The organism is Sorangiineae bacterium MSr11367 (genome assembly GCA_037157805.1).
GTDB lineage: Bacteria > Myxococcota_A > Polyangia > Polyangiales > Polyangiaceae > Pendulispora > Pendulispora rubella.
Genome location: CP089983.1, coordinates 8,030,897 through 8,056,275, shown reverse-complemented (window position 1 = coordinate 8,056,275; position 25,379 = coordinate 8,030,897). Strand labels below are relative to the sequence as shown.

Here is a 25,379-nt window from a genome sequence, read left to right as displayed (position 1 = left end):
TTCCCTCTCTCTTTTCCTTCCTTCTTTGGGTGGAAACCGAATTAGCTCGGCTTCTTCTTTTGCGCGGGGGCGGCGGGCTTGGCGAAGCCGCGTTTGCGCATCAGCGGGGCGATGTCGGCGTCGTGGCCGCGGAAGGCGCGGTAGCCGTCGGCGGGGTCGATGGTGTCGCCCACCGAGAAGACGTTCTTGCGCAGGCGCTCGGCGACGGCGGGATCGTAGGGGCCTTTGCCTTCGGTGAAGGCTTCGTAGGCGTCGGCGGTGAGGGTGTCGGACCAGAGGTAGCTGTAGTAGCCGGCGGAGTAACCGTCGCCCGCGAAGACGTGGCTGAATTGCGGCGTGCGGTGGCGCATGACGATTTGCTCGGGCATGCCCATGGACTTGAGCGTCTCGCGCTCGAAGGCGTCGGGGTCGATGTCTTTGCTGCCGGCGAGGTGCAGCTTCATGTCGATGAGCGCGCTCGAGAGGTACTCGACGGTGTTGAAGCCGTTGTTGAACGTCGCCGCCTTCTGGATCTTGACGACCAGGTCGTGCGGAAGTGGCTGCCCCGTTTTGTAGTGCAGCGCGAACTTGTTGAGCACTTCGGGCGTTTCGACCCAGTGCTCGAGCAGCTGCGAGGGGAATTCGACGTAGTCGCGTGCCACGTTGGTGCCGGCGAGGGACGGGTAGGTGACGTTGGAGCTCAGTCCGTGCAGGGCATGGCCGAATTCGTGGAAGAGCGTGCGGGCGTCGGTCCAGCTGATGAGAATGGGCTCGCCGTCTTTGCCCTTCACGAAGTTGGCATTGTTGCTGACGATGGTGGTGACGTCGCCCTTGAAGCGCTCCTGCGGGCGGTATTCATTCATCCATGCGCCGGAGTGTTTGCCCGCGCGCGCGTACGGGTCGAAATACCAGAGGCCCACGCGCTTGCCGCTCTTCTTGTCCTTCACCTCCCAGACGCGGACGTCGGGGTGGTAGACCTCCACGTCGGTCACCTGGGTGAAGGAGAAGCCGAAAAGCTCGCCCGCGACCCAGAACATGCCCTCGCGGAGCTTCTCCAGTTGGAGGTACGGCTTCACCTCGTTCTCGTCGAGGTCGTACTTCGCCTTGCGGACCTTCTCGGCGTAGAAGCGGTAGTCCCAGGGGGCGATTTTGCGCTTCGGGCCCTTGGCCGTCTTGTCGGCGATGGCCTGCATGTCGGCGACTTCCTGCTTCACGCGGGCGACGGCCGGCGTCCACATGGCCTCCATGAGCGCAACGGCGCGCTCGGGGGTTTTGGCCATTTGGTCTTCCACGCGCCAATGGGCGTGGGTGGCATATCCGAGGAGCTTGGCGCGCTCGGCGCGCAGCTTGAGGATCTCGGAGATGATCTTGTTGTTGTCGTGCGCGTCGCCGTTGTCGCCGCGGTTGACGAAGTTCTTCCACACCTTCTCGCGCAAGTCGTCGCGCGTGGAATCCGTGAGGAACGGCTCCACCGAGGAGCGCGTGTTGGTGATGGCCCACTTGCCCTTTTGACCGCGCCCCTCGGCCGCCTTGGCGGCGACGGATTTGAATGAGTCGGGCAGGCCGGCGAGATCGGCTTCGCTCTCGAGGATGACCGCGTAGGTTTCCTCGTCGGAGAGCACGTTCTGGCTGAACGTGGTGTAGAGCGATGCCAGGCGCTGGTTGACCTCCGAGAGGCGCTTCTTCGAGGTGGCATCGAGCTTCGCGCCCTGACGCGCAAAGTTATTGTACGTGCGCCACACGAGGCGCTGCTGCTCGGGGGTGAGCTTGGCCTTGTCGGGCGAGTTGTAGACGGCCTCGATGCGCTTCCAGAGTTTCTCGTTCTGGGTGATCTCGTCGGTGAACGCGGCGAGCTTGGGGGCCATCTCGAGTTCGATCTTTTGGAACTCGGCGCCGTTCATGGTGGAGGACCACACGCCGAAGATCGACTGCACGCGGTTGAGGGCGCGGCCGGCATCTTCCATGGCGGCGATGGTGTTCTCGAAGCTCGCCGGCGCGGGGTCGTTGACGATAGCGGCGATCTCGCGGCGGTCTTCATCCATCGCGGCCTCGAGGGCGGGCTTGAACTGCTCGACCTTCACCTTGGCGAAGGGAGGCACGCCGCCGTAAGGGCCGGTCCACTTGGCCAGGAGCGGGTTGCTCGCATTGGCATCGGGCGGGGGCGCCGGCGGAGGGTTGGAGGGAGGCGGCGGCGCGTTCGACGCAGCGACATGCGTGTCCTGCGGTCCGGAAGCACACCCTGACACGAAGGTCGAAGCCGACATGACGAGAGGAACGGCAACCGCACCCGCACCGAGGAAGATGGCGTTTCGCATCGACGAAATACTCCTGGGGAAAATAATGGGAGCGTACTGTATCGCTAGCTTGCCGGGTCGGGAAGGGCGGACGGCGGGGCAGCGCTGAGGCGGCCGAGGAGCTGCGCGATGGTGCGGACGTGGGGATCGTCGATACCCAGCGCATGCAGCGCGTCGTGGAGGTTTCGCGCGTAGTCCGAATTGGGCCCGCTGGGGCCGCGGCTGCGCGCGATCCAGGCTGCAATGGCCGCTTCGTCGAGGGGGCCCAGAAAATGCGGATTCGCGGTGGACGCGACGTAGGTGAGCCCGTCTGCAAAGGGGCTCGTGGCGTTCGGGGAGTCCCACAGCGCGAGGCGGTGGCGCTCGAAGCCAGCTTGCTCGCGCGCATCGAGCATGGCGAGCACGGCTTCGCCCTGCGCCGGGTCGATGCGGAACGCGGCCCCTCCGCACCATGCGTGCTCGTCGGCGACGAGGGTGACGACGCGGCCCGGTGTTTCGGGTGTGCCGCGATGGTCCGGCGAGCCTTGCCAAAAGCGCCGCGTCCAGCCCGCAACGAAGGCGCGACGCTGTTCGAGGTAATCGAACGAGGGGCGAAAAATCAGCGATCCGTAAGCGAAAATCCACACGGGTTTAGGACACCGGTGCGGCAATATGGATCCCATGGCCAAGGAAGTCGAGCGCATCATCACCGGGCGCGTGCGGGACATCGGTGACTTCGACGTCCGCCGCATCCTGCCCTACGTGCAGCGCCGGCACATCGGGCCCTACGTCTTCGTGGACCATATGGGACCTGCCCAGTTCGAACCGGGGCGAGGGATGGACGTCCGCCCCCACCCGCACATCGGGCTCGCGACGATGACGTATTTGCTGGAGGGTCGCATTCGTCACCGCGACAGCCTCGGCTCGGACCAGGAGATTACCCCGGGGGCCATCAACTGGATGACCGCGGGCCGCGGGATCGTGCACTCCGAGCGCACCCCGGCTGCCATGCGAAACGGAGGGATGCGTCTCCATGGTTTGCAGGTGTGGATTGCCTTGCGAACCGAGGACGAGGAGTGCGCGCCGGACTTTCAGCATTACCCCGCGGAGGTGTTTGCCGACGTGAAGGAGGGAGGCGCGACCGTTCGCGTGCTCGTGGGCTCGTTCTACGGAGCCTCGTCGCCGGTGAAGACACGCTCGCGTCTCTTCTACGGCGACGCGCGTCTCGCCGCGGGGTCGTCGCTTCCGATGGACTTCGCGTACGAGGAAGCGGCCGCGTACATCGTTTCGGGCGCCGTCCGCGTGGGCGATGTTCGCGTGGGCCCCGAGTCGATGGTGGTCTTCTCCCCGGGTGAAAAGTCGGTGCTCCACGCCGAGGAAGAGAGCCGCGTCATGCTTCTCGGAGGCGACTGCGTCGACGGCCCTCGCCACATCGAATGGAACTTCGTATCGAGCTCCCGCGAGCGCATCGAGCAAGCCAAACGCGAATGGCGCGCCCGCTCGTTCCCCGTCGTCCCCGGCGACAGCGAAGAGTTCATCCCCCTGCCCGAGTGACCCCTGCTCACGCCCTTTTGGGGGCGGGGCGGCTTCGATTTAGCTGCTTTGGCCCATCGAGAGGCGGCCTTCGCGGAGGGCGTGGACGATGGCGAGGGCTTCGTCTTTCGTGGCGTAGAGGTTCGTCGGGACGTGGAGCTTCATGCCGCGGAGGCGGGAGCCGGTGCGCGTGAGGGGATCGCCGCCGAAGCGGACGATGGTGATGGCGCATTGGTCGATGACGCGCTTGACCTGGGTGACGTAGAAGTCGTTTTCGGACAGGTTCGACGTGTAGTTCGTATAGTCGACGACGTAGTAGACTTTGCGGTTGCGGCACTTGGCTTGCCAGAATTCGACGACCTGGTCGAACATGTCCATGATCTCGCGGCGGGTCGCCAGGTGGAAGCCGGGCGGGTAGCTCACGAAGACGATGGCGTCGCTGGCACTATAGTGCTGGGAAAAAACTGCGCGGTTCTTCGGCTGCACGTCGACGAATCCCCCCGTCCGGCTTAGCTGGATCGACGTTAGGGTCTCTCGCCGTGTGGCTGGCGTCAATGGGCGGGGAGGCGAATCACTCCATCAAAGGATGTATGAGCTCTGCGATGTCGCAATGTCGATTTCCCGAATGACGGATCCGTTTCCGAGCACGTCGATTTCACTCAACATTGTCCAGCGATTGGCCGAGCCGTGGGCGCGATGGCCTCAGGTACCGCGACGCGATGGAGCGGGCCGGCCCCCCACCGCCCAATGAACCGCAGGCCGCGGCCACGAGCGGGCGAGAGGGGCCGGGAACGCGCGTCTCATGGATAGAGCCGCTTGACCACGTCGATGTCGCCTGCGCCCAGCGTCTCGCGCTGGCCGCCCTCGCGCATGATGGACGTGTCGTCCTGGGATGAATGCCACAACCCGACGGCATGACCGATTTCATGAATCGTATTGGCCGTCGTACAGTGGCTGGACAAACTTACATATTGCACTCCGCCACTTCGACCTACGCTCGAATGGCAACCTTTCCCACTACGAAATACGACGTAATCGGGATATGTCGCCGCGTTGGCCGGTGTGCGGGCCACGAAGACCAGCGACGTTTTGGTCTCCCATTGCTCGATGGCGCGCGTGATCCGGGTGCGATCGCCCAGCCCGGGGTCGATGCTGTAGGGAATGATCTTGTCCGGCCAGCGGTACTTGGTCGCAGGTGCGGGTGGGGTGCGCACGATGTCGGCATCGAGCCAGCCCGCAATGCGCGGAGCAACTTGCGTTGCGGGAGTGCCCAACAGAATATCCCCTTCGTAAAGGGCGAGGCCGTCTTTGACGGAATATTCGATTTTCGTGGGCTCTCCCGTCTCGCCGATAGGGAAGTATCCGGACTCGCTGCTCGAATCGACTCCACAAGCCATCGCGCTGCATGCGCCTAGCGCAAAAAAGACGAACCACGCTGCAGGCCAGCGTGATCGGGCCAAAATAGTCATACTTCTGAACCTCCGTAGTCGGGGTCGTTGGGGTTTCCCCTAAAGAGGTATCAGATCGCTATTCCGCGCGACAATGGTGCGCTGCATGTTCACGCGCAGTTTGTGTGTACTGTGAAACTTTCTCCAACTAGGAGGAGAGTTCGCGTCGAAGTCGCAAGCCATCGCGCAACGCCCACCCGCCGCCGCCGATGAAGATCACGATGGCGATGCCGAACATGGGGGAGAACGCGCGCTCCTGCGTGTAGCCCACGAACGTGATGATCCCGCCACTGATGATGCCGAGCGTGCCAGTGATGATCCGCTTGTAGGCGACCATTTTGGCGAAGGAGCGATCGACGTAGCGCGGCATCATCATGGCTCTCCATGTAGCAGAACACGCGACCCGGTGCGGCGGAGACGGGCCGCATCTTTTTCCGCCGGGCGGGGGGAAGTTGTCGCGACACCGCGTAAAAACGGGGCGTCCATGGCAGCCAACGCGGACGAAGCAGCTCGGGCCGAACCGAGCCTGCCCAGCGGGTGGGCCGGCGAAGCGCGTGCTCGCGCTCGATTGGGGACCACGCTCAACGGCAAGTGGCACCTCGATGCGATGCTGGGGGTCGGTGGCATGGCGGTCGTGTATGCCGCGACGCATCGCAACGGAAAACGCGCGGCCATCAAGATGCTCCACGGCGAGCTTCGCGAGCGGCCCGCGCTGCTCACCCGCTTTCGACGCGAAGGCTATTTGGCCAACCGCGTCGGACATCCGGGCGCCCTCTCCGTTCTTGACGACGACGTGTCCGAGGACGGTGCGGTCTACATGGTGATGGACCTGCTCGATGGCACCTCGCTCGAAGATCTGCGATTGAGCCGCGGTGGGGTGCTGCCGCTCGACGAGGCCCTCGGGATCATCGACGCCATTCTGGACGTGCTCGTGGCGGCGCACGCCCAAGGCATCGTCCACCGCGATTTGAAGCCGGACAACGTCTTCATCCTTCGCGATGGGCAGGTGCGCGTGCTCGATTTTGGCATCGCCGGCCTTCGGGAGGAGGCGCAGACGCCCAAGGTGACGCTCACCGGCGCGTTCATGGGAACCCCGGGCTACATGGCGCCCGAGCAAGCCCGCGGCCTGTGGGATCTGGTCGATGCGCAGACGGATCTGTGGGCCGTGGGGGCGACGCTGTTCACGCTTTTGTCGGGCGAGTGCCTCCACAAGGGCCGAAGCTTGAACGAAGAGCTGCTCCTGGCGATGACGAAGCCCGTGCCCGGCGCGTGCACCCTGCTTCCGGCACTTCCGGGGGCTCTTGGCCGGTGGATGGATCGCGCCCTGGCCTTCGAAAAAGTCGACCGCTGGCCCGATGCGCGGGCCATGCAGCGCGAAGGGCGCGTCGCCCGCGAGTGCGCGTCGACCCCGGCGCCCGCCGCCCCAACGCCGCCGAAACGGCGATGGCTTCCTGCCGCGCTCGCCGGGGTGGCGGCCTTGGCGGCGTTGGTTGCCTTGGCAGCGTTCAGGCGCGCTCCCTCGCACATCGACGCGGCGCCGGCTGCCGCGGTGCACCAAGAACGCACCGAGGACGCCGGTGCCCCGCCCGCGAGTACCGCGTCGTCGTCGCTAGAACCACCGCCTGCCGGTGCGGAGCCAGCGCCTCCGGCGCCAAAAGCAAAACCGCGGGTCGTCACCGCGAAGCTTCCCGCCGCCTCGGGCCCTGCGATCCCGAGCGCGCCCTCGGTTCCCTTCGACCCATTGGGAAGTCGCAAGTAGCATAGGCCGAGGCAGAGGAAAGGAAGGGATCTCACATGCCGGTCACGTCGGGCGAAGTCGATGGACTGATTCTTCAGGCGATCACGGAGCGCCGCCTCATGCAGCTCAAATTGAACGGCCTGGTGCGCATCGTGGAGCCGCACGATTACGGGCTCAAAAAAGGCGAAGCGCAGCTTTTGGCGTACCAGATCGGTGGCCAGTCGTCTTCGGGAGGCTTGCCCGAGTGGCGCTGGCTCAAGGTCGACAAGATGTCCGATGTGTCGCTGCTCGAAGCGACGTTTCCTGGCGGGCGCGAGATCCCGTCCGGGATCCATCAAGGGTGGGACGTGCTCTTTCTGCGCGTGGCCGATTCGTCCAAGAAGGACGACTGAGGCTCTTGGACCTTTGCATCGTGCGCGCGGTACCAGGCCACCTCGTCGCGCAGCGTTTCCTCGAGCGGGCGCGCGCGGAATCCGAGCTCGCGTTCGGCCTTGCTCGAATCGACGGCCAAGCGCGCCTGCATCATGCGGACGCCTGCAAGCGTCACCAAGGTTTGCCCGCCGGTGAGCTTGGCCCACGTTTGCGACACGGCGGCGTAGGTCCACGCGACGGGGTAGGGGATGCGCATGCGCGGGCCGGGCGTTCCCGTGGTGCGCGACAAGGTTTCGAGGATGTCGGCCAAGCTCGCGAAGGCGCCGGCGAGGATGTAGCGCTCCCCTGAGCGTCCGCGTTCCGCCGCGCGGAGCATGCCGACGGCGACGTCGCGGGCGTCGACGACGCTGGTGCCGCCGGGAGGGATGGCCGGGAGCGTGCCGGCGAGAAAGTCGCGCACGAGTTGGCCGGCCCCGGTGGGGGCGGCATCCCATGGCCCGAACATCCACCCCGGGAGGACCTGCACGACGTCGAGGCCGGTGCTCGCGGCGAGCGGCACGAGCTTCTCCATCACGACGACTTTGCTCTTGAGATACAGATTGTCGCGTGCGAGCGGCGCGGGCGGTGTGCTTTCGTCGCCGGGGCTTCCGTCGGGCTTCAGTCCGATGGTGCCCGAGGAGCTCACGTCGATGAAGCGCCGCACGCCGTGCGTGCGCGCTGCCTGCGCGAGGGCCAAGGTGCCGTGCACGTTGATGGCCTCGAGCTTGGGCCAATGATCGCCCGCGCTGTAGTACTCGCGAAAGTACGCGGCCGTGTGAAACACCACGTCGCACCCCTCGAGGGCGTCTGCGAAGGCACCGACGTTTTCCATGTCGCCTTGAACGATCTCTGCGCCGGTGTCGCCCAGGTACGTTCGAGCCTTTTCCGCCGAGCGCACCAACGCCCGCACGTCATGGCCCTCGGCGCGAAGCGCGCGCACGAGGTTGTTTCCCAAGAGCCCCGTCGCTCCGGTCACGAATGCTTTCATCGTCATCTCCAGGGGAGTTTTCGCCCCCTCCCACGCCAGCGAGGCGAGAAAGAGGAATTGATCTGAATGATGTTCATTCGGGCCCTGAGGCCCTCATAGGCCTCATCTGCCATCGACTTCTCAGTCTGCGCTCGGTTCAGATAAGGTCCCTCCTAGGCAGTGTCAAGGAAGAATCCAAACGGTGTTCAGATGGTTATGCTAACCCCCGGAACCCATGGCCAAATCGAGCTACCACCACGGCGATTTGCGGCGCGCGCTGGTGGACGCGGCGCTCGCGCTGATCCAGGAAGGGGAGCTCGGGACGCTCTCGCTTCGCGAGGTGGCGCGGCGCGCAGGGGTGACGCCGGCGGCGCCGTACCATCATTTTCGCGACAAGGTGGAACTCCTGGCCGCGGTCGCCGAGGAAGGCTTCATCGCCCTCGGCGAGCGCATGGATCTCGCCGTCTCCGCGATGCCGCCACGAAAAGCGCGCGCGCGCGTGGCCGCACTCGCCCGCGCGTACCTCGAGTTTGCGCGCGAGCGCCAGGCGCACTACCGCGTGATGTTCCTACCCGAGGTCAAGGTCACCGATCCCGCGCTGGGCGTGCACGTGGCGGCCGATGCCGCCCTGGCCCGCCTCGTCGCCGCCGTTCATGCCGCCGCCCCGAAGGCCGATGCCGATACGGTTCACCGCCGTGCGGTCATCGCGTGGGGCGCGGGCCACGGCATCGTTTCGCTCTGGAATGACGGGGTGCTCGAGAAGAAGCTCTCCGTCGTGGACGACGACTTCGTCGAGATGGTCGTCGACCAAATGGTGTCCATCGCCACCGGCAAATCGTGATCTACACCCGCGCCGTTCCAATCAAGGCGTCGCGCGTGACCAGGGCCGCGAGCTCGGCCTCGCTCAAGGCCTCCGTGCCGGCGGGGCGGCGGGGAATGACGACGTAGCGGAGCTCCGCGGTGCTATCCCAAACGCGGATCTCGATGCCTGGATCCAAGGTCACCCCGAACTCGGCCAGGACGCTGCGCGGATCGCGGACGACGCGCGCACGGTAGGCTGCGCTCTTGTACCAGGCCGGCGAAGGCCCGAGCAGCGCGATGGGGTAGCACGAGCACAAGGTGCACACGATGACGTTGTGCACGCGCTCCGTGTTCTCGGCGGCGCGCAAGGTCACCCGTGCCCAATGCGACATGTCGATTCCCAGCTCGTCGAGCGCTGCGTTCGCGTCCTCGAGCAGCCGCGCCTTGAAGGCAGGGTCGACCCACGCGCGTGCCACCAGGGCCGCCCCGTTCGAGGGGCCCGCGTGCGCCAGAAACGCGTGGATCGTCTGCTCGATCTGCGCGTCGGTCACCAGGCCCTTCTTCTCGAGCCTCTCCACCAACCCGCGCACACGCTCCGCCATCGTGGCGCTCCCTTCGTGCGCGTGCCCATGATCATGGTGTTCGCTCACGATGACACCTCGAGGTATGCGTCCCACAGTTCCGCCGAGACGCAGAAGCCGGAGGCCTCTTCGCCCCAAATCTCCCCCGCTTCGAACACCACCGTGTAGAGCGCCTGCGGCGAGGCCCAGGCCCGACCCTCCGCGCGCTCGTCCGCCAGCGGGTAGATGCCGTGCACCCGTTCGACGATGCCGCGCCGCTCCGCCAAATAGCGTGGGAGGCGTGTGTGCCCGTTCGTGCGCACCGCCCGTGTTCTCACGGGTTGACCGACGGCAAAGCGCTGGACGCTCATGGCAGCACCTTCTTCTCGGCGAGCAGCCGCTCGATGGCCAAAAACCACCGCTCGTAATAGCCCGTCGACCGATATTGCTCGGGATCCATTCGTTCCACCGCGTAGCGGAACTCGTCCAAGTTGTAGACGCCCTGCATCAGGAGCAATCGGTTGAGCGCGAAAACGCGCGCCTCCCATTCATGATGAAACGGCGGTTCGCCCGCCTCGGCGTGCTCGAATGGTATGGCGCCAAGCCCTTCCTGCCCTCCAAGATCGTGCGGACGTTCCACACATCGAGCTTACGCTCCGGCCCCTCATTGCGAAAGGGAATGATATGGTGCTCAGCTGCCATGGCCCTGGACCAAGCTTCGAATCGGGATGCGCACGCTGAGCAAGACAACGTCATCGCACGGCTCGCCCAGCGCTTTACCGTCTGGACCGAACGCTACCTGCCGGATGCCTTTGGCTTCGTGCTGGTGGGCACGTTCGTCATCTTCGCCGCCGGCGTCGTCACGGGGGAGCCCATGACGCAAGTGCCGGAGAATGTTGCCACGGCCACGACCGGCTTCGGTCTGGTCGATGCCTGGGGCAAAGGCTTCTGGGCGCTGGTCACCTTCACCTTGCAGATGACCATGATCATCCTCGGCGGCTACGCCGTCGCGGTGTCGCCGCCGGTGGCGCGCTTGATTGCGAAGCTAGCCCTCGTGCCAAAGACGCCGCGTGGCGCCATTGCCTTCACCGCCGCGGTGGCCATGATCTCCGGCTACCTCAATTGGGCCTTCAGCCTCATCTTCACCGCCATCCTCGCCCGCGAAATCGCGCGCCTGGTGCGCGGAGTGGACTACCGGGCCCTCGGCGCCATGGCCTTTCTCGGGCTGGGAACCGTGTGGGCGCAAGGATTGTCCGGCTCGGCCGCCCTGCAGATGGCCAGTGCCGCCTCCACCCCCGACGCGCTGAAGAAGATCATTGCCTCGGCACGCGGGGGGACGGGGGTGGTTCCGCTCTCGGACACCATCTTCCTTTGGCAAGGTATGGCGTCCACCGCCATCATCTTCCTCGTCGGCGTGGGCATGGCCCTCCTTTTGTCGCCATCGCCGTCCCGCGCGAAAACCGCGGAGGACTTGGGCATCACCATCAAGCCGCTGCTCGAAGAAAGCGCGGATGCCAAGGTGGTGGGCACGCGCCCGGGCGATTGGCTCGAGCATAGCCCGCTGTTTGCCATTCTGCTCTCGCTGCTCGGCCTCTGGTATTTGGTGCGGCACTTCGGGCGTGCGACCGGCAGCGCGCTGAACGCGCTCGACTTCAACACCATCAACCTCATTCTTCTCATGCTCGCCCTCGCGCTCCACTGGCGGCCGCTGTCGCTGGTGGCGGCCATTCGCCAAGGTGCGTCGGCGGCGTCGGGCGTGCTTTTGCAATATCCGTTTTACGGCGGCATCTTCGGCATGATCGCGTACACCGGATTGTCCAAAACGATTGCCCACTGGCTGGTGTCGGCATCGAATCAGACCTTCTTCCCGCCGCTCATTGCCATTTACTCGTGCGTATTGGGCATTTTCGTTCCCAGCGGCGGCAGCAAATGGCTCATCGAGGCGCCTTACGTCATCGACGCGGCGAACCAGCTGCACGTGAACCAGGGCTGGATGGTGGTCGTCTACGACTTGGGCGAGGCCAGCGCCAACCTGCTCCAGCCTTTCTGGATGCTGCCGACCCTGGCCATCCTCGGTCTGCGTGCGCGCGACATCATGGGGTACACCTTTGCGATGTTCCTCGCGTGCTTCCCCGTCGTGCTCGTCCTGGTGACGGTCTTCGCGCGCACGCTCCCGTTCCCCTGAAGGGTCAGCGCGGCTGCACCAGGGCGAACCAGTTGCCCGAGTCGTCCTGGAGCACGGTTTCGATGCCGTAGGGGCGTTCTTGCGGTTCGCCTTTGAACTGGACGCCGCGCGCTTTCAGCTCCTCGTACGTCTTGCGGCAGTCGTCGGTGTGGAAGGCGCCAAAGCCGAAGGTGCCCTTCTTCACCAGCTCGCGCACGGCATCGGCCGTTTCCTTGCTCCACGCCATACCGGGTTCGATGGCCATCAACGTGATCGAGAGATCGGGCTGCCCTTTGGGGCCGACCTCAAGCCAGCGAAAGTTGCCCATTGTCACGTCGGTGCGAGCCTCGAAGCCGAGTTTCTCGGTGTAGAAAGCCTTCGCGCGCTCCTGGTCGAGGACGTACACCGACGCAATGCCCAATCGTTGAATCATGATGAACCCTCCGTGTTGACCAAGGAGGTACCACCGCCGCCGCCCCCGTCGCTTCTTCGAAATTGCTATTCGAGCGGACCGCCGAGCTGCGAAAAGAAGCAATACGGAATGTAGACGCGCGCCAAGCCCGCCGGTACCTGAACCAGCGGCGCGATCTCACGGTGGTACTGAAGGGGAGACCGCCCCGTGCGCTTCGAGAACAGCGCGCTGAACGAGCCCACGCTGGAAAAGCCGATCTCGAAGCAGGTATCGGTGACCGACGCACCCGAACGCGCCAGCATCTCCTTGGCGCGATCGATGCGCACCTGCGTGAGGTACTGCCGCGGGGTCATCCCGAAGGCCAGGTTGAACTCGCGCAAGAAGTGGTACGGGGAAAACCCGGCGCATTTGGCCATCTGCCCGAGGGTGAGCGTCTCGCCGTAGGCGTCCTGAATCAGCTCGCGCGCCCGGCACAAGGCGCGAAACGTATCCGTACGGACCAGGCGTCGCTCGGTGCCCATGCCTTCGTTCTAGCGGTTAGGGGGTGTCCGGGACAGGGCCCGTTTCGTCCCGGACAGGGGCAGCACACCCAAGGGGGCCACTTTTCCGTGCGATCGGGTTGGCACTCCGTTGGCAATGCGTCGGGTCAGATCGTTCGTGCGCGGGGCTCCGGACCCCGCGCCCGCAAGGTCGCGGATTTGAATGATGGGTTGCCACAAGGTTCGAGTGGGAGGCAACAGCCCTCCACGTGCCCGTTGACGCGCGGAGCCACCCCTACGGGGGTCCAGCCAGCGGGAACAACACGTAGAGCGGTGACGGGAGGCGCTGTGGGCGCGGACCGGTAGCCGACATCCACGTTGGGGAAGCAGCACAAAATCTGCTCGCATCTACCGGAACTTTCTTACCCCTCATTTTTATCTGGCAGAGAGAAAGGCCAGAAGAAGACCGTCTGAGATTGCGCGGAGCGCGTGATCACGCACCCGTTTGTACCCCGTCCGCCGGGGGGGACGCTCTGCGCCGTGGCACCGAGATCCATCTCGGTCTCTCTCCGAGAACCAGCAACTAACCGCAAACCTCGCCAAAGATACGCGCGAAGTTGCCCCCGAGCAGCTTCCGCACCCGCGCCTCGCCGTGACCGCGCGCCAAAAGCTTCTCTCCGAGGGTGTGAAAGCGCTCGGGCGTGTTCAAATCCGGGCACAAGTTGTAAACGTCGGCCGACTCGCCGGGGGCAGCAATGCCCTTCTTGATGCGCTCCTCGACGAACTTGCGGTGCTCGCGGATGTACGCCTCCGACGTGAGGTCGATCGGCGACATCGTTCCGTCGCTGCCGATGCCCACGTGGTCTTCGCCGGCCACGTTGATGGCATGCTCGAGGTGCGCGATGACATCGCTCGATGTGGACTGACCCTGCATCCGCAAAAACGGCATGAAATAGATGCCCACGAAGCCGCCTTTGTCGGCGCATCGCTTCATCTCTTCGTCGCGCTTGTTGCGCGGGCGATTGGCCAGGGCCGTGCAGCCGGTGTGCGTGATGGCCACGGGACCCTTCGACGCCTCGATGGCCTCGGCCGTGGTGCGCTGGCCGCAATGGCTCAAATCGACGAGCACCCGCGAGGCGTTCATGCGCTCGACGGCCTGGCGCCCCAAAAGGCTCAATCCGGCGTTGCCGGGCTCGAGGCAGCCATCGCCCAGGAGCGTCCGCACGTTGTACGTAAGTTGCATGATGCGCACGCCGCGCCCGCGGAACGTGTCGAAGTGTTCCAACTTGGCCCCGAGCACCGCGGAGCCCTGAAAGCCGAAGATGATCCCCATCCGTCGCGAGGCCTTGGCGGCGCGCAGCTCGGCGGCGTTGCGCACCACCGCGAGCACGTCGGGATGGGCCGCGATTTCGCGCTGGAACGTAGCGATGGTCTTCGTCGTGCCGTCGAAGACGTTCGCGTCCTCGGTGGGATCGTCCACCGTGACGTTGATGGCCGTGACCCCGGAGCGCGCGGCGTCGTTCAGATCCTGGGCAAGGAGCGGGTCTCCCTTGCTGGGCGACCACTCGTCGCGGCCGATCGTGCCCAGGGCATCGACGATGACGGCGTCGTCGAAGCGACCGCGGGGCTTTCGTGCGGTATTGGCCTGCGCATGGGCATTCGTGCTGGCGCAGCCGGTGAGGGCCAAGGCGGCGGTCAGGCGGGAGAAATCACGGCGTGTGAATCGGTCGGAGGACATGCGAAGGTTTCAGCAATCTAGAACAAAAAGCGACGTGCCCGAATTTCGAATCATTCGTTGGAGGCATCCATGTCCATTCGCTCGGTCATCGGTCTCGTCGCAGGTTTGACCCTCGTTGGATGCGCAGATAGCGCCAACCTGGCGGAGGACGCTCCCTCCGCGGAGGCCGCACTCGAAGGCGGTGTCGGTGGCGTGCGAGGCATCCATCGTTTCGCGGGCATCGATCCTTCGTTGCCCACGACGGATCTGCAGCGCCTGCGGGTCATCGTCGGGGCCACGCCGGTCGTCGGCCTCGGGGAGAGCGTGCACGCGTCCGGCGGGTACCACGCGCTCCAAGAACGCCTCGTGAAGTTCATGGTCCAGGAAATGGGCTTTCGCGTGCTGACCCTGGAGACCGCCCGGTGGCGCGCAGAGCCTCTGAGCGCGTATCTGGCCTCGTGCCAGGGAGATCCCACCGATGTTCTCGTCCGCAGCATCTACCCGGCGTTCACCAGCACGAGCATGCGCAACATCGTGACCTGGATGTGCCAATGGAACACCGAGCATCCGCAGGATCCCGTGCGTTTCACGGGGTTCGACATGAGGGAGCCTTGGGCGGACCACATCGCGGTGGAGGCATTTCTTCACGAGGGCATGCCCGCCGACGCGGAAGCTCTCTACGCCGGGCTCTCGACCTGTGACGCGATCAAGGCGGTATCGCGAAAGGACTACAACGATAACTATGCGAATCTCCCGTATCCGAAAGAATCGTTGGACTCGTGCCATCGCGGGCTCGATGCCATCGAAGCCTACTGGAACGAGAACGAATGCGACATCGTGAAGCGCACGTCGGAGCGCGCGCTGGGGCTTGCGCGCATCGCCCACATGGCGTTCCGTCAGTGGCAGTCTCGGAAATTCTACCGGCCGAGCAGCTTCGAATCGTACCAAGGGCGCGATACGTCCATGGCCTACACCATTGCCAACCAATGGAAGCTGGACGGCCGTCCGAAGACCATCGTGTGGGCGCACAATGGTCATCTGCAACACACCGTATACGGGCCCGAGGGGCATGATCCGCATGGCGCCGTTCCCATGGGGGCGCAGCTCAAAAAGGAGCTCGGTCGCGACTACATGGCCATCGCCATGGTGGGATACGAGGTTGGATTCCTCGGGGCGGGGCCCGATCCGGAATGGGACCCGCCGCCCGTGCCCGGATCCGTCGAGGCCAAACTGCACGCGTTTGGCGAGCCGTACTTGCTGGTGGATTTGAAGCGCGTCTCCCCACGCTTTCTCGAGCCCGGCAAAGAGTACGTGATGAGCACCTCCAAAGACGTTCCCGGCAACGCGTTCGGCGCGGCCTTTTACTTCGATCGCACCGAGGCGATGACGGACATCGGGCAATAAGGCATCTCGCCCCACCGGGGAGGAATGCACCGTAACCGTTGCGCTTCGTACCCCACGATTTCCCCTGACGGACGAGGAACGCCTCTTGCGAAGGCGTGCACGGCGCGTCGCAGCGCGTCGAAACGTCACCCTATGGAGGAATCATCATGAGCGACAACACGCTGAAGGCTGAAATCGAGAAGGGCATCTCACGCATGCAGACGCTTCGCGACGAAGTTCGCGTCCGCCTGCACCTCGCCGGCATGGAGGCGAAAGAGGAATGGGACAAGCTGGAGCCAAGCCTCGTCGACATCGAGCGCAAGGCCGAAGATTTGACCGATGCCACACGCAAGGCCGTGGAGGATGCACTGAAAAGGCTGTCCACGTTGCGCGCGAAGCTGAGTTAGTCGCCGCTCAAAGCGGCCACTGCATGGGTGCGCACAAAGCATGATCGATGAGCGTGCGCACCAGGGCATCTTGGCGCACGAGATCCTTGGTATCGTGCCCCTGATCCGTCGACACGGCGACCACGGCGCTGCGGTGCCCATCGGTGGTGACGGCGGTACGAACCATGTAGCCCAAGGTATCGCCCAGGCCGTTCCAATATCCGCCGCCGCAAGTCAGGGGATACCAAAATACGCCCAGCCCGTAGCGGATGCCGGGCATGAGGGCCGCGAAATCCTCCGCCACGACGGTTTTTTGCATCTCCGCCCACTCGGCGGGCGGCAAAAGGGTGCCATCCGCGAGTGCGCGGAAAAACCTATCGAGATCATCCGTCGTGGCGAGGAGCGAACCCGCGGCCCCCGCGGCGCTGGAGCTGCGGACACTCACGTCCACCCATTCCCCGGCGGCGTCGAACCTCTCGTAGCCCGCGAGATAAGGTGCAGGAAGCCGGGCGTCGTTTCCCGGCAGCTTGGCCCCGGAGAGGTGAAGGCGGTCGAAGATGCGCGTCTCGATTTCGCGTTGCCAATCCCGTCCCGTCACCTTCTCGATGATGCGTGAGAGCAAGAGATAATTGGTATTCGAATATTGCCAGCGCGGATGCTCCGGATCGGGAACGTAGTCCGGCGCATGCGCCATCGCTTTTTTGGTCAGCTCGGACGCCGTGTACGTGTCGAATCGGTGACGGAGGTAGCTCTCCTCCGTCTCGTCCGCGGGCAGGGCGCGGCGGTAGTCGTACAGGCCGCTGGTCTGTTGCAGCAGGTGGCGCAAGGTCACCTTGGAGCCATCGTTTCCGCTCTTGGGGACGAGGATCTCGGGGAGCCATTTTTTCAAGGTGTCGTCGAGGGCGAGCTTCTTTTCGGCCACCAACTGAAGCACGACCGTGGCGACGAAGGTCTTCGTCACGCTGGCCGCACGGAAGGTGGCATTCTCGGCGATGGCGGCATTCGTTTTGACATCCGCAACACCGCTTTGCGTGCGAACGATGTTTCCGTCGAGGTTGATCAACGCCAGCACGCCGGGTGCACCGGCCTCCCGCAGGACGTCCGCATCGCGCTGCGCGTGGGTTGATACGATGGGTTGGTCGGACGTTTCGGTGCTGCATCCCGCGCCAAGAAAGCCAATGACAAAGGCCAGCGCCACGCACCCTGCCATGCGTAATTCCTTCCGATGGATCATTCGAGTCTTGCGTCCCTTCGGTAGGTGAGTGCCCGCCTGGCGCATTTCGTTCACTCGTTCTTCGGGCTCGTGTAGCGTCGCGCGTCCGGAGGTTTCGGACATGAAACGACTCGTCACGATCGTCGTCCCCGCCGTCTTGGCGGCGTGTGCAGGAAATGGCGAAGTACCCCAGCAAGGCGAAACCTCGCGCACCGCGTCGGCGTCCGCCGTCGGACCTGCTGAGTCACACCGGCGCACGCTGAACTTCAATACGCAATGGCTCTTTGCCGGCGACGTGCCCGGCCAAAATGGGCAGGCCGTATCCCCGCAGGAATCGAGCGAAGCGTCGTTCGTGCCGGTGACATTGCCGTATTTTCGACTTCATCCCCACAAGGGATTCGGCAAAATCGATTTCGAAGTACCCGTCTCGTGGTACCGCCGGCACTTCACCTTGCCCAGCGACTATGCGGGTCGCCGCATCTCCGTCGAATTCCAGGGCGTCGCCAAGATTGCCGACGTGTACGTGAACGGGACGTGGGTCGGCCAGCACAAAGGGTCGTACACCTCGTTCACCTTCGACATCACCGATCTCGTGCACCTGGGCGGCGGCCAAGACAACGTCATCGCCGTCAAGGTTGATTCGACGGAGCATGGCGACATTCCGCCCGAGGGCGGGTCCGTCGACTACTACGTCTGGGGCGGCATCGTCCGGGACGTGAACCTCGTCGTCACCGATCCGCTCCACGCCGACACGCCGTTCGTGAGCACGACGTCCATCGCCAATGGTCGTGCAACGGTGCGCGCCCGAACCAATGTCCGCAACGACGGTGACACCGCCAAGACGGCCACGGTGAGCACCGCCCTGGTGGATGCCAGCGGGCAGGTCGTGGGCACCGGCTCGGCGACCTTGGCCGTGCAGCCGCATGCGGCCACGGAATTCAGCTACGATGTGTCCGTCGCGTCGCCCAAGCTTTGGCACACGGACAGTCCCTATTTGTATACTGCACGTACCCAGGTGAGCGACGGAGGGGCCCTGGTGGACGAACGCAACGTGCGCGTGGGCATCCGGTCCATCGAGTTTCGTCGAAGCGACGGCAAGTTCTACCTCAATGGCCAATGGCTCAAGCTGCGCGGTCTCGACCGGCACGAGCAATATCCGTACATCGGGCGTGCTGCGCCGAATCGGTTGCAGGCCAAGGATGCCGATATTCTCAAGTACGAATTGGGCACGAACATCGTTCGTACCTCGCACTACCCGCAAGATCCGGAATTTTTGGACCGCACGGACGAAATTGGCCTCCTCGTTCTGGAGGAGATCCCCGGATGGCAGCACATTGGGGATGCCAATTGGAAGAACATCGCCATTCACAACGTGGAGGAGATGGTCACCCGCGATCGGCACCACCCGTCCATCATCACATGGGGCGTGCGCATCAACGAATCGGGCGATGACCACGACTTTTACGTGGCCACCAATGCCAAGGCTCGCGCCCTCGATCCCTCGCGTCCCACCTGCGGCGTGCGCAACTTCCGGAGCAGCGAGTTCCTGGAGGATCTGTACACGTACAACGACTTCTCCGGCACCGCGCAAGATCCGGCGGTGCTCCCATGGCTCATCACGGAATCGGTCGGGCACACGAAGCCGCACCAGGCGTGGGATCCCGAGAGCACGCTGATCGGTACCATGCAGACGCACCTCAACGTGCAGAACACGGCCGCATCGAAGGCGAACATCTCCGGAGCCATGGGCTGGGCGGCGTTCGACTACAATACGACGTTCAACACGGGGGCTTCGTGCCACGATGCCACTTGCTACCATGGCGTGTCGGACATCTTCCGTTTGCCGAAATTCTCCGCGTCGGCATTCTCCTCGCAGCGCGATCCAGCGAAGTATGGCCCGTACGTGTCGATTGACAATTACTGGACATCGTCGTCCAGCAATTCGGTGTACGTGGCGGGCAATTGCGATCAGGTCGAGCTTTTCGCCAATGGGGTGTCCAAAGGGAGAATCAACCCCAACGCGTACACGTCGCTGCCGCACCCGTTCTTCCAATTCAACGGCGTGACCTTTGCGACAGGCAGTCTGCGTGCCGATTGCTGGATTGGCGGGGGCATCGCCAAGACGGCCACGCAATACACGCCCGGGGCCGCGACGAAGTTGGCGCTGACCCTCGACGATGCGGCGATTCAAGCCGATGGTGCGGACATGACGCGGGTGGTGGTGCGCGCGTTGGATGCGCACGATCAGGCCGTTCCGTATGACGCTTCCAAGGTGAGCTTCGCCGTGGCCGGGCCAGGAGCGCTCATCGGCGAGAGTCCGTTGACGTTGGAGGCGGGGCGCGGGGCGGTGTACCTCAAGTCGGCGCTCGGCCGAACGGGAAGCATCGCCCTGACGGCGAGCGCGCCCGGGCTTGCCACTGCGTCGGTCAGCGTGAGTGCGACGCCGTTCGTCGCCGACACCGTTCCCGCCGGCGCCAGCGCCTACGGATTCGGCTTCGTCAACGATGTGAACGACTCTGCACAGGGCACCGCCGCGAATCGGTTCAATTACGTGGGCTCGGGCTGGCGCCACGGCGGATGCTCGGGCGGCTGTTTCAGCGGCGACAACTCGTGGGACAACGTCGCGGGCGACACCGTGACCTTGGCCTTCCGTGGCCAGCGCGTGGTGCTGTACGGCGTCTACGATACGATCCACGGCACCGCCGCCGTGTCGATCGACGGCGGCGCCGAGACCGACGTCTCGCTGAAGGGACCGCGCCGCGGCAACGTCGCCGTGTGGACGAGCCCCACCTTGGCCGAGGGCAATCACACGCTCAACGTGCGGGTCAAAGGCGATGGCTACGTCGTCGTGGACCGCGCCATGGTCGTCTCGAGCGGTCCCACGCTGTTGGTGCCGTAGTCAGCGGAGAGGGCGATCACTCGAAGCACGCAGGGTAACGTGCACGCGCGGCGGTGATGAGCCGATCGCGCGTGACCGGCCCGCCGAAACGGACGCGGTCGTACGGTGCAAAGGGTCGCTCCAATTGGTCGAGCGCGTCGACGTCGGCGCGAAGGCGCGCTCGCCATGCCGGGTCGTTCGGGGCAGGGGAGGCGAGTTGCTCGGTCAATCGGCGCACGAGCCTCTCCTTGCGAAAGACGTTCTCCGGCGTCACCTCGCGCAGGCACACGGCATACATCCCGCCGAGGTAATTCGTCCATTCCTCCGCCGCGCTCTCCTCGCCCGCGGGCTCGCCCTCCTCGTTCGATGCCGCGATGAAGCGCCGCATGAACTCGGCGCGCGCATGGTCGATGCCGCCCGATTGATCCGCCAGGGCGAGCCAATCCCGCGGGAACATCTCGGTCCCATCGGGCAGCACGTACGCGGGCCCGGGCAGCCGCTTCGCCGCGACATGCGCACGCAGCTCCTCCTCGGTCTCCGAGCGCGTTGCCGCGAGCGCGGCCAGGCTGACGTAATTGGCACGAATGTAGATGAGGTCCTGCTCGATCATGCTCTCACCGTAGCCCAGGCGCGGTCGCATTCATTTCGATGGCCATCGAACGATGGTTACCTCGCAGGTAATCGACGGAGCGTCCTCGCGGTGAAAGGTTTCGAAGCATGACAACGCAAGCCTTCACCGTCGAAAACTTCGCACAATTTTGGGCCAAGCCGGACGCATCGCTCGTTGCGCACGCCGTGACGGAGGATGTCGTGGGGCACTGGCCGGGCACGGAAGAACCTGCGCGCGGCGTGGTGGCGTACGCGGCGCGTATTGCCCAAGTGTTGGCGCTCGTTCCCGATTTGAGCCTCGAGGTCCTCGAGCATGCCATCCACCACGATTTGCTCTTCATCCGATGGATGGCGCGAGGGACGGGGGCCAAAGGTCCGTTCACCTTGAATGGCATCGATCGGATTCGCCTGCGCGACGGGCGCGTGGCGGAAAATGTCATCGTGTTCGACACCCTGCGCTTTCGCGAGGTCGTGGGCGCGCCCGTTCCGTACGCGGGTCAGCTGCGGCCCGAGCCTCCCCAAGCGACGCTCGCGACCAGCTCCGTGTGACGGAGCACGCGGCGCAGCGAGGCGTCGGCCGATGCCGGAAGCGCCGGTGCCGCAGGCAGCGGTGTACGCCGTCCTTCGCGCACGAACGAACCGGTGGCTTCGAGCACCCCGTCCACGTAGGCCCGCAGAGGCCCGAGAATATTTGCCCGATCGGGCGAATCGGCCACTTTGTGCGCGGCCAGCTGCAGATCCAGCGCCGTCAGCGCGGCCGAAAAACGGCGCGCGTACGTCACGAGCTGCACGGCGTCGTCCACGCCCGAGTGGAAACTGCGCGGCTCGGCGAGCATCCGCTCGAGCGATGTCTCCGCCTCCCCGAGCGCCCGGCCTACGCTTCGCCGCGCCGCCGTCGTACGCGTCGCCGTCTCGCCACGGTCGCCCTTTTCGAGAATGTCGAACATCGTATCCGCGTAGCGCGCGAGCGACCCGACCACGCCGCCCAGCGCGTCCGCCAACCGCTTTTGCTCGCGTGAAGGAAAGAGCACCAGCGCGAAGACCAACGCAATCAGACCGCCGATGAGCGCATCGCCCGTGCGTGCGGCCGCCGTCCACCAACTCGACTCGAAATGGGCGGCCACCAGCACGAACACCGGCGTGAGAAAGAACGTGAAAAGCCGGTAGCTCCGCGGCTTCGTCACCACGGACGCCGCCGACAGCGGAAACATGATCAGCGCCAAGGCCAGCGGATCGTGGACGGCCACCATGATGGCCACCGCGACGACGCTTCCCAGTACCGTCCCCACCACGCGCTCGATGGCCCGTTGCACCACCGATCCCGGGTAGGGCTGCAGCACCGCGAGCGCGGTGATGGTCACCCACGGGATGTGCGTCGGCGACACCTCGCGCGCGATGACGTAGGCCACGGCCATCATGATCGTCACCCGCAGCGCGTGCCGAAAAACGGAGGACCCCAAGGAGAACGCATCGACGAAGCTTTCCCACTCGTCGCGCAGATCGCGCAGCATCGCGCGGTGCGCTTGCGGGGCATCCTGCTCGTCGTTGTTCACCGTGACCTGATCCGGCGCCCGCGCCACGGTGAGCGCCAGCCGGCTTCGCTCGAGCAGCCGATCGGCGAGCCGCGCGACGGGGCTGTTCGGCGTGAGCGCCGCGTCGGGCCGCGCATGCAGATCGACGGCGGGCACGTCGCGCATCTGCAGCCGAGCGCGGATCTCTTCGTAGCGCGCCGCGAGTGCATCCAACGTGCGCGCCGCCGCATCCCGGCCCGTCACGTTGGTCAGCGTTTCCAGCTCCTCGCCGAAGGCAATCAACGCGAAAAACTCGATTTCGGCGTTGCCGATGAGAAGCCGCAAATTGCTCCCGAGCAAGCTCTCGCCCGAACGCCGCGTGCGCGAGGCCACCGACACGGCACGTGCCTCCTCGATCGCCGCGCGGATGGCGCGCTGGTTCGTGCGCGCGAGCGTTCCCCAGTGATCCTCGTCGAGGTACGGCTTCGACGTTTCGACTTCGCGCAAGTTCGTAGCAAGCCCCGACGCGTACTGCGCGAGCGCTCCGAAAATCTCGGCGATGGCGCGGCGCACGGGCCGATGCGTCCACACCGGCCACACGATGGACGAGAGCAGCATGGCCCACGTTGCGCCGCAGAAGAAGAACAGACCGTCGCGCACCGGCGTGCCCGTGGTGCGCGCAACGGCGACGCACATGGTGATGAGCAGCATCATGCCGATGCTGCCGCCCCACCCGCCGACGGCACGAAGCATCGACGTCGCAAACCCCGACGCCGCCAGTACGAGGGTCACCGCCCAAGGCCACGGCGATACCGCTTGGGCGAGGCCCACCAGCAAACCGCCCACCGTGGCAAAGACGAAAATGCCGGCCGCCCGCGATCCACGCGCACCACCCGGATCGGCGAGCGAGCCGAGCCAGCCGCCGAGCGCCACCCACGTGAGCTCGGGCCGATCCAGCGCGCCTACGAGGTAAAAGGGCACCACCGTCGCCACGGCCGCACGCAGCCCCTTGGCGATATCCGGAACAATCGCGTCGAGCGTGGCGCGCATCGCTCTTCTTAGCGACGCTCCCAGTCGATGCCCGAAAGTCGCGCCAGCGCCAACTGCAACGCATGCGTACCCTTCTTGCCCCAACCCAGAGCCTGCACCGACAGATAAAGCTGCTCGGCCAGCGCGAGCCCGGGCAAACTCAGTCCGAGGCGCTTGGCTTCATCGAGGGCGATCCCCATATCCTTGATGAAGTGCTCGACGTAAAATCCGGGGTCGAAATTGCCGGCGAGGATGCGCGGTCCGTAATTGGAGAGAGACCAGCTCCCTGCCGCCCCCGGCGCCACGGATTGCAAGACGCGCTCGGCATCCAAGCCCGCGCGGTGCGCATAGAGGAGCGCCTCGCAGACGCCAATCATGCCGGTGGCGATCAAAATCTGATTCACCATTTTCGTGTGCTGCCCGGCGCCCGCATCGCCTTGCCGCACGAAGGTCTTTCCCATCGTTTCCCAGAGTGGCGTGAGCGACTCCACGATGGCGGCGTCGCCCCCGATCATGATCGACAGCCGCGCCTCGCGCGCGCCCACATCGCCGCCCGACACCGGTGCATCGACGGCGTGCGCGCCGCGCGCGCGGCAGGCCGCATCGATGTCGCGCGCCAAGCTGGGTTCGCTCGTGCTCATGTCGACGAAGATCTGCCCCGCGCGGGCCGTCGCGGCCAAGCCGCCCTCGCCCAGGGCGACGGTGCGCACTTCCTTGGGGAAGCCCAGCATGGTGAACACCACGTCGGACGCTTTCGATACGTCGGCCGGGGTGTCGGCCCAGCTTGCTCCTTTGGCAAGAAGCGATTCGGCCTTGCTCCGGGTGCGGCTCGTTACCGTGACGGCGTAGCCGCGCGACAGCAGGTGGCCCGCCATCGATGCGCCCATGACGCCTGTGCCAATCCACCCAATCCGCGTTTTGCCCGGAGCGATTTCGACGTTGGTCATGGGGGCCATGCTAAAGCAGTGCACGACCCACGGACCCACGGAAAAGGGGCTTTCCTTGCTTGTCTCTTCGCTGCACGTCTATCCCATCAAATCGGCGGGCGGGCTCAATCCGCCAGCCATCAAGGTCGAAAAGTGGGGGCCGTTCGGCGATCGCCGCTGGATGCTCGTCGATGGTGACGGCGTTCTCATCAGTGCCCGCCAGGCGCCGCGCCTGTTCGTGGTGACGGCGGAGCCCGAATCCGATTCGCTCGACGCCCCGGTGAACCCGAACGGCATCCTCATCGCCCGAGGTCCCCACGCCGAGCCACTCCGCCTCGTTCCGCCGTCCCCGCCCTACGAGCGCATTCCGGTGCGCCTGCACCGCGATTCCTTCGAAGCCACGCTGGCGGGGCCACACGCCGATGCATGGTTTGGCTCCTTGCTTGGCCGCAGCGACGTTCGCCTCGTCTGGATGGACGATCCGGCCACGCGCCGTCCCGTCGATCCGATGTACGGCGACCCTGGGGATCGGGTCGGTTTCGCCGATGGGTTTCCTCTCCTGATCACGACCCTCGCGTCGCTTCGTCAATTGAACGCGTGGATCGCCGAAGATGCGCGCGAGCGTGGCGAACCCCAGGCGCCGGTGACGATGCAGCGGTTTCGCCCAAATGTGGTCATCGCCGATCTCGAGGAGCCCTTCGCCGAGGACCATTGGAAGCGCATCCAGATTGGCGACGTCATGTTTCGCGTCGTCAAACCTTGCACGCGTTGCATCATGACGACCATCGAGCCCCGTACGCTGGCGAAGGGCAAAGAGCCGCTTCGTACCCTCGCGCGCCACCACAAGTGGAACGGGGGTGCCACCTTCGGCATGAACATCACGCCGGACCAGGAAGGCGTCATTTGGGTCGGCGACGTCATCCGCGTCTTGTAAGTCGCAGGGAGAGCGGTACGCTCCTCTC

At 65.0% G+C, this 25,379-nt stretch carries 23 protein-coding genes and 2 pseudogenes; 10 read left to right on the top strand and 15 right to left on the bottom strand.

The genetic code is table 11. The features are described from left to right. Positions 1-41: 41 nt before the first annotated feature. Both LVJ94_31325 and LVJ94_31320 read right to left on the bottom strand, forming a co-directional pair. Positions 42-2,294 (bottom strand): M3 family metallopeptidase, encoded by a 2,253-nt coding sequence (locus LVJ94_31325; protein ID WXB01396.1) that lies wholly within the window; start codon positions 2,292-2,294, stop codon positions 42-44. Between the two features lie 44 nt (positions 2,295-2,338). Then, positions 2,339-2,899 carry a gamma-glutamylcyclotransferase gene (locus LVJ94_31320; GenBank protein WXB01395.1) on the bottom strand — a complete coding sequence of 187 codons (561 nt, stop codon included), beginning with the start codon at positions 2,897-2,899 and terminating at the stop codon, positions 2,339-2,341. Between the two features lie 34 nt (positions 2,900-2,933). On the opposite strand from LVJ94_31320, the gene LVJ94_31315 reads away from it, so the two are divergent. Further along, positions 2,934-3,806 (top strand): pirin family protein, encoded by an 873-nt coding sequence (locus LVJ94_31315; GenBank protein WXB01394.1) that lies wholly within the window; start codon positions 2,934-2,936, stop codon positions 3,804-3,806. A 39-nt stretch (positions 3,807-3,845) separates the two neighbouring features. Here the strand turns inward: LVJ94_31315 and LVJ94_31310 are convergent, their stop codons facing one another. The 3 genes from LVJ94_31310 to LVJ94_31300 form a co-directional block, all read right to left on the bottom strand. Further along, a complete protein-coding gene (locus LVJ94_31310) occupies positions 3,846-4,271 on the bottom strand; it encodes a hypothetical protein (GenBank protein WXB01393.1) in 426 nt (141 codons plus the stop codon). A gap of 314 nt (positions 4,272-4,585) precedes the next feature. Next, a complete protein-coding gene (locus LVJ94_31305; protein ID WXB01392.1) occupies positions 4,586-5,254 on the bottom strand; it encodes a M12 family metallopeptidase in 669 nt (222 codons plus the stop codon). Between the two features lie 127 nt (positions 5,255-5,381). Then, positions 5,382-5,609 (bottom strand): hypothetical protein, encoded by a 228-nt coding sequence (locus LVJ94_31300; GenBank protein WXB01391.1) that lies wholly within the window; start codon positions 5,607-5,609, stop codon positions 5,382-5,384. 108 nt (positions 5,610-5,717) lie between these two features. Between LVJ94_31300 and LVJ94_31295 the strand changes: the two genes are divergently transcribed. Together LVJ94_31295 and LVJ94_31290 are read left to right on the top strand one after the other, a co-directional pair. Then, a complete protein-coding gene (locus LVJ94_31295) occupies positions 5,718-6,992 on the top strand; it encodes a serine/threonine protein kinase (protein WXB01390.1) in 1,275 nt (424 codons plus the stop codon). Positions 6,993-7,027: 35 nt separating this feature from the next. Then, the gene (locus tag LVJ94_31290) at positions 7,028-7,363 is read left to right on the top strand and encodes a hypothetical protein (GenBank protein WXB01389.1); all 336 of its coding nucleotides are present in this window, start codon (positions 7,028-7,030) and stop codon (positions 7,361-7,363) included. Here LVJ94_31290 and LVJ94_31285 read toward each other — a convergent pair. Beyond that, positions 7,306-8,370 carry an SDR family oxidoreductase gene (locus LVJ94_31285; GenBank protein WXB01388.1) on the bottom strand — a complete coding sequence of 355 codons (1,065 nt, stop codon included), beginning with the start codon at positions 8,368-8,370 and terminating at the stop codon, positions 7,306-7,308. The genes LVJ94_31290 and LVJ94_31285 overlap by 58 nt on opposite strands. A 316-nt stretch (positions 8,371-8,686) precedes the next feature. Between LVJ94_31285 and LVJ94_31280 the strand changes: the two are divergent. Next, positions 8,687-9,190, top strand: a pseudogene (locus tag LVJ94_31280) (TetR/AcrR family transcriptional regulator). A gap of 1 nt (position 9,191) precedes the next feature. Here the strand turns inward: LVJ94_31280 and nthA are convergent. Together nthA and LVJ94_31270 are read right to left on the bottom strand one after the other, a co-directional pair. Then, positions 9,192-9,800: a nitrile hydratase subunit alpha gene (gene nthA / locus LVJ94_31275; GenBank protein ID WXB01387.1), complete on the bottom strand. Its 609-nt coding sequence runs from the start codon at positions 9,798-9,800 to the stop codon at positions 9,192-9,194. After that, a pseudogene (locus LVJ94_31270) lies at positions 9,797-10,350 on the bottom strand (nitrile hydratase subunit beta). Before LVJ94_31270 ends, nthA begins: the two are co-directional and overlap by 4 nt. Before the next feature lie 60 nt (positions 10,351-10,410). Here LVJ94_31270 and LVJ94_31265 point away from each other — a divergent pair. Then, entirely contained in the window at positions 10,411-11,895 is a 1,485-nt protein-coding gene (locus LVJ94_31265) for a TIGR00366 family protein (protein ID WXB01386.1), read from the top strand. 4 nt (positions 11,896-11,899) lie between these two features. Here LVJ94_31265 and LVJ94_31260 read toward each other — a convergent pair whose 3' ends face one another. The 3 genes from LVJ94_31260 to LVJ94_31250 form a co-directional block, all read right to left on the bottom strand. Further along, positions 11,900-12,307 carry a VOC family protein gene (locus LVJ94_31260; GenBank protein WXB01385.1) on the bottom strand — a complete coding sequence of 136 codons (408 nt, stop codon included), beginning with the start codon at positions 12,305-12,307 and terminating at the stop codon, positions 11,900-11,902. Between the two features lie 65 nt (positions 12,308-12,372). After that, positions 12,373-12,807 (bottom strand): AraC family transcriptional regulator, encoded by a 435-nt coding sequence (locus LVJ94_31255; protein WXB01384.1) that lies wholly within the window; start codon positions 12,805-12,807, stop codon positions 12,373-12,375. Between the two features lie 541 nt (positions 12,808-13,348). Beyond that, complete coding sequence (locus LVJ94_31250) at positions 13,349-14,503, bottom strand: dipeptidase (GenBank protein WXB01383.1); 1,155 nt, start codon at positions 14,501-14,503, stop codon at positions 13,349-13,351. Positions 14,504-14,572: 69 nt separating this feature from the next. Between LVJ94_31250 and LVJ94_31245 the strand changes: the two genes are divergently transcribed. Together LVJ94_31245 and LVJ94_31240 are read left to right on the top strand one after the other, a co-directional pair. Next, positions 14,573-15,886 (top strand): erythromycin esterase family protein, encoded by a 1,314-nt coding sequence (locus LVJ94_31245; protein ID WXB01382.1) that lies wholly within the window; start codon positions 14,573-14,575, stop codon positions 15,884-15,886. A 146-nt stretch (positions 15,887-16,032) separates the two neighbouring features. Then, positions 16,033-16,272 carry a hypothetical protein gene (locus LVJ94_31240; GenBank protein WXB01381.1) on the top strand — a complete coding sequence of 80 codons (240 nt, stop codon included), beginning with the start codon at positions 16,033-16,035 and terminating at the stop codon, positions 16,270-16,272. A gap of 7 nt (positions 16,273-16,279) precedes the next feature. Here the strand turns inward: LVJ94_31240 and LVJ94_31235 are convergent, their stop codons facing one another. Continuing rightward, positions 16,280-17,461 carry a beta-lactamase family protein gene (locus tag LVJ94_31235; protein WXB01380.1) on the bottom strand — a complete coding sequence of 394 codons (1,182 nt, stop codon included), beginning with the start codon at positions 17,459-17,461 and terminating at the stop codon, positions 16,280-16,282. Between the two features lie 124 nt (positions 17,462-17,585). Here LVJ94_31235 and LVJ94_31230 point away from each other — a divergent pair, with 124 nt between their 5' ends. After that, positions 17,586-20,363 (top strand): DUF4982 domain-containing protein, encoded by a 2,778-nt coding sequence (locus LVJ94_31230; GenBank protein WXB01379.1) that lies wholly within the window; start codon positions 17,586-17,588, stop codon positions 20,361-20,363. Between the two features lie 16 nt (positions 20,364-20,379). Here the strand turns inward: LVJ94_31230 and LVJ94_31225 are convergent, their stop codons facing one another. Continuing rightward, a complete protein-coding gene (locus LVJ94_31225) occupies positions 20,380-20,952 on the bottom strand; it encodes a DUF6058 family natural product biosynthesis protein (protein ID WXB01378.1) in 573 nt (190 codons plus the stop codon). A gap of 107 nt (positions 20,953-21,059) precedes the next feature. Here LVJ94_31225 and LVJ94_31220 point away from each other — a divergent pair, with 107 nt between their 5' ends. Then, the gene (locus LVJ94_31220) at positions 21,060-21,500 is read left to right on the top strand and encodes an ester cyclase (GenBank protein WXB01377.1); all 441 of its coding nucleotides are present in this window, start codon (positions 21,060-21,062) and stop codon (positions 21,498-21,500) included. Here LVJ94_31220 and LVJ94_31215 read toward each other — a convergent pair. Together LVJ94_31215 and LVJ94_31210 are read right to left on the bottom strand one after the other, a co-directional pair. After that, on the bottom strand, positions 21,449-23,512 hold the full coding sequence (locus tag LVJ94_31215) for an FUSC family protein (GenBank protein ID WXB01376.1): 2,064 nt from the start codon (positions 23,510-23,512) through the stop codon (positions 21,449-21,451). The two genes, LVJ94_31220 and LVJ94_31215, sit on opposite strands and share 52 nt — an antisense overlap. 8 nt (positions 23,513-23,520) lie before the next feature. Continuing rightward, entirely contained in the window at positions 23,521-24,438 is a 918-nt protein-coding gene (locus LVJ94_31210) for an NAD(P)-dependent oxidoreductase (GenBank protein WXB01375.1), read from the bottom strand. Between the two features lie 55 nt (positions 24,439-24,493). Here LVJ94_31210 and LVJ94_31205 point away from each other — a divergent pair, with 55 nt between their 5' ends. After that, positions 24,494-25,351, top strand: a complete 858-nt coding sequence (locus tag LVJ94_31205; GenBank protein ID WXB01374.1) for an MOSC domain-containing protein — start codon at positions 24,494-24,496, stop codon at positions 25,349-25,351. The last annotated feature ends 28 nt before the right edge of the window (positions 25,352-25,379 follow it).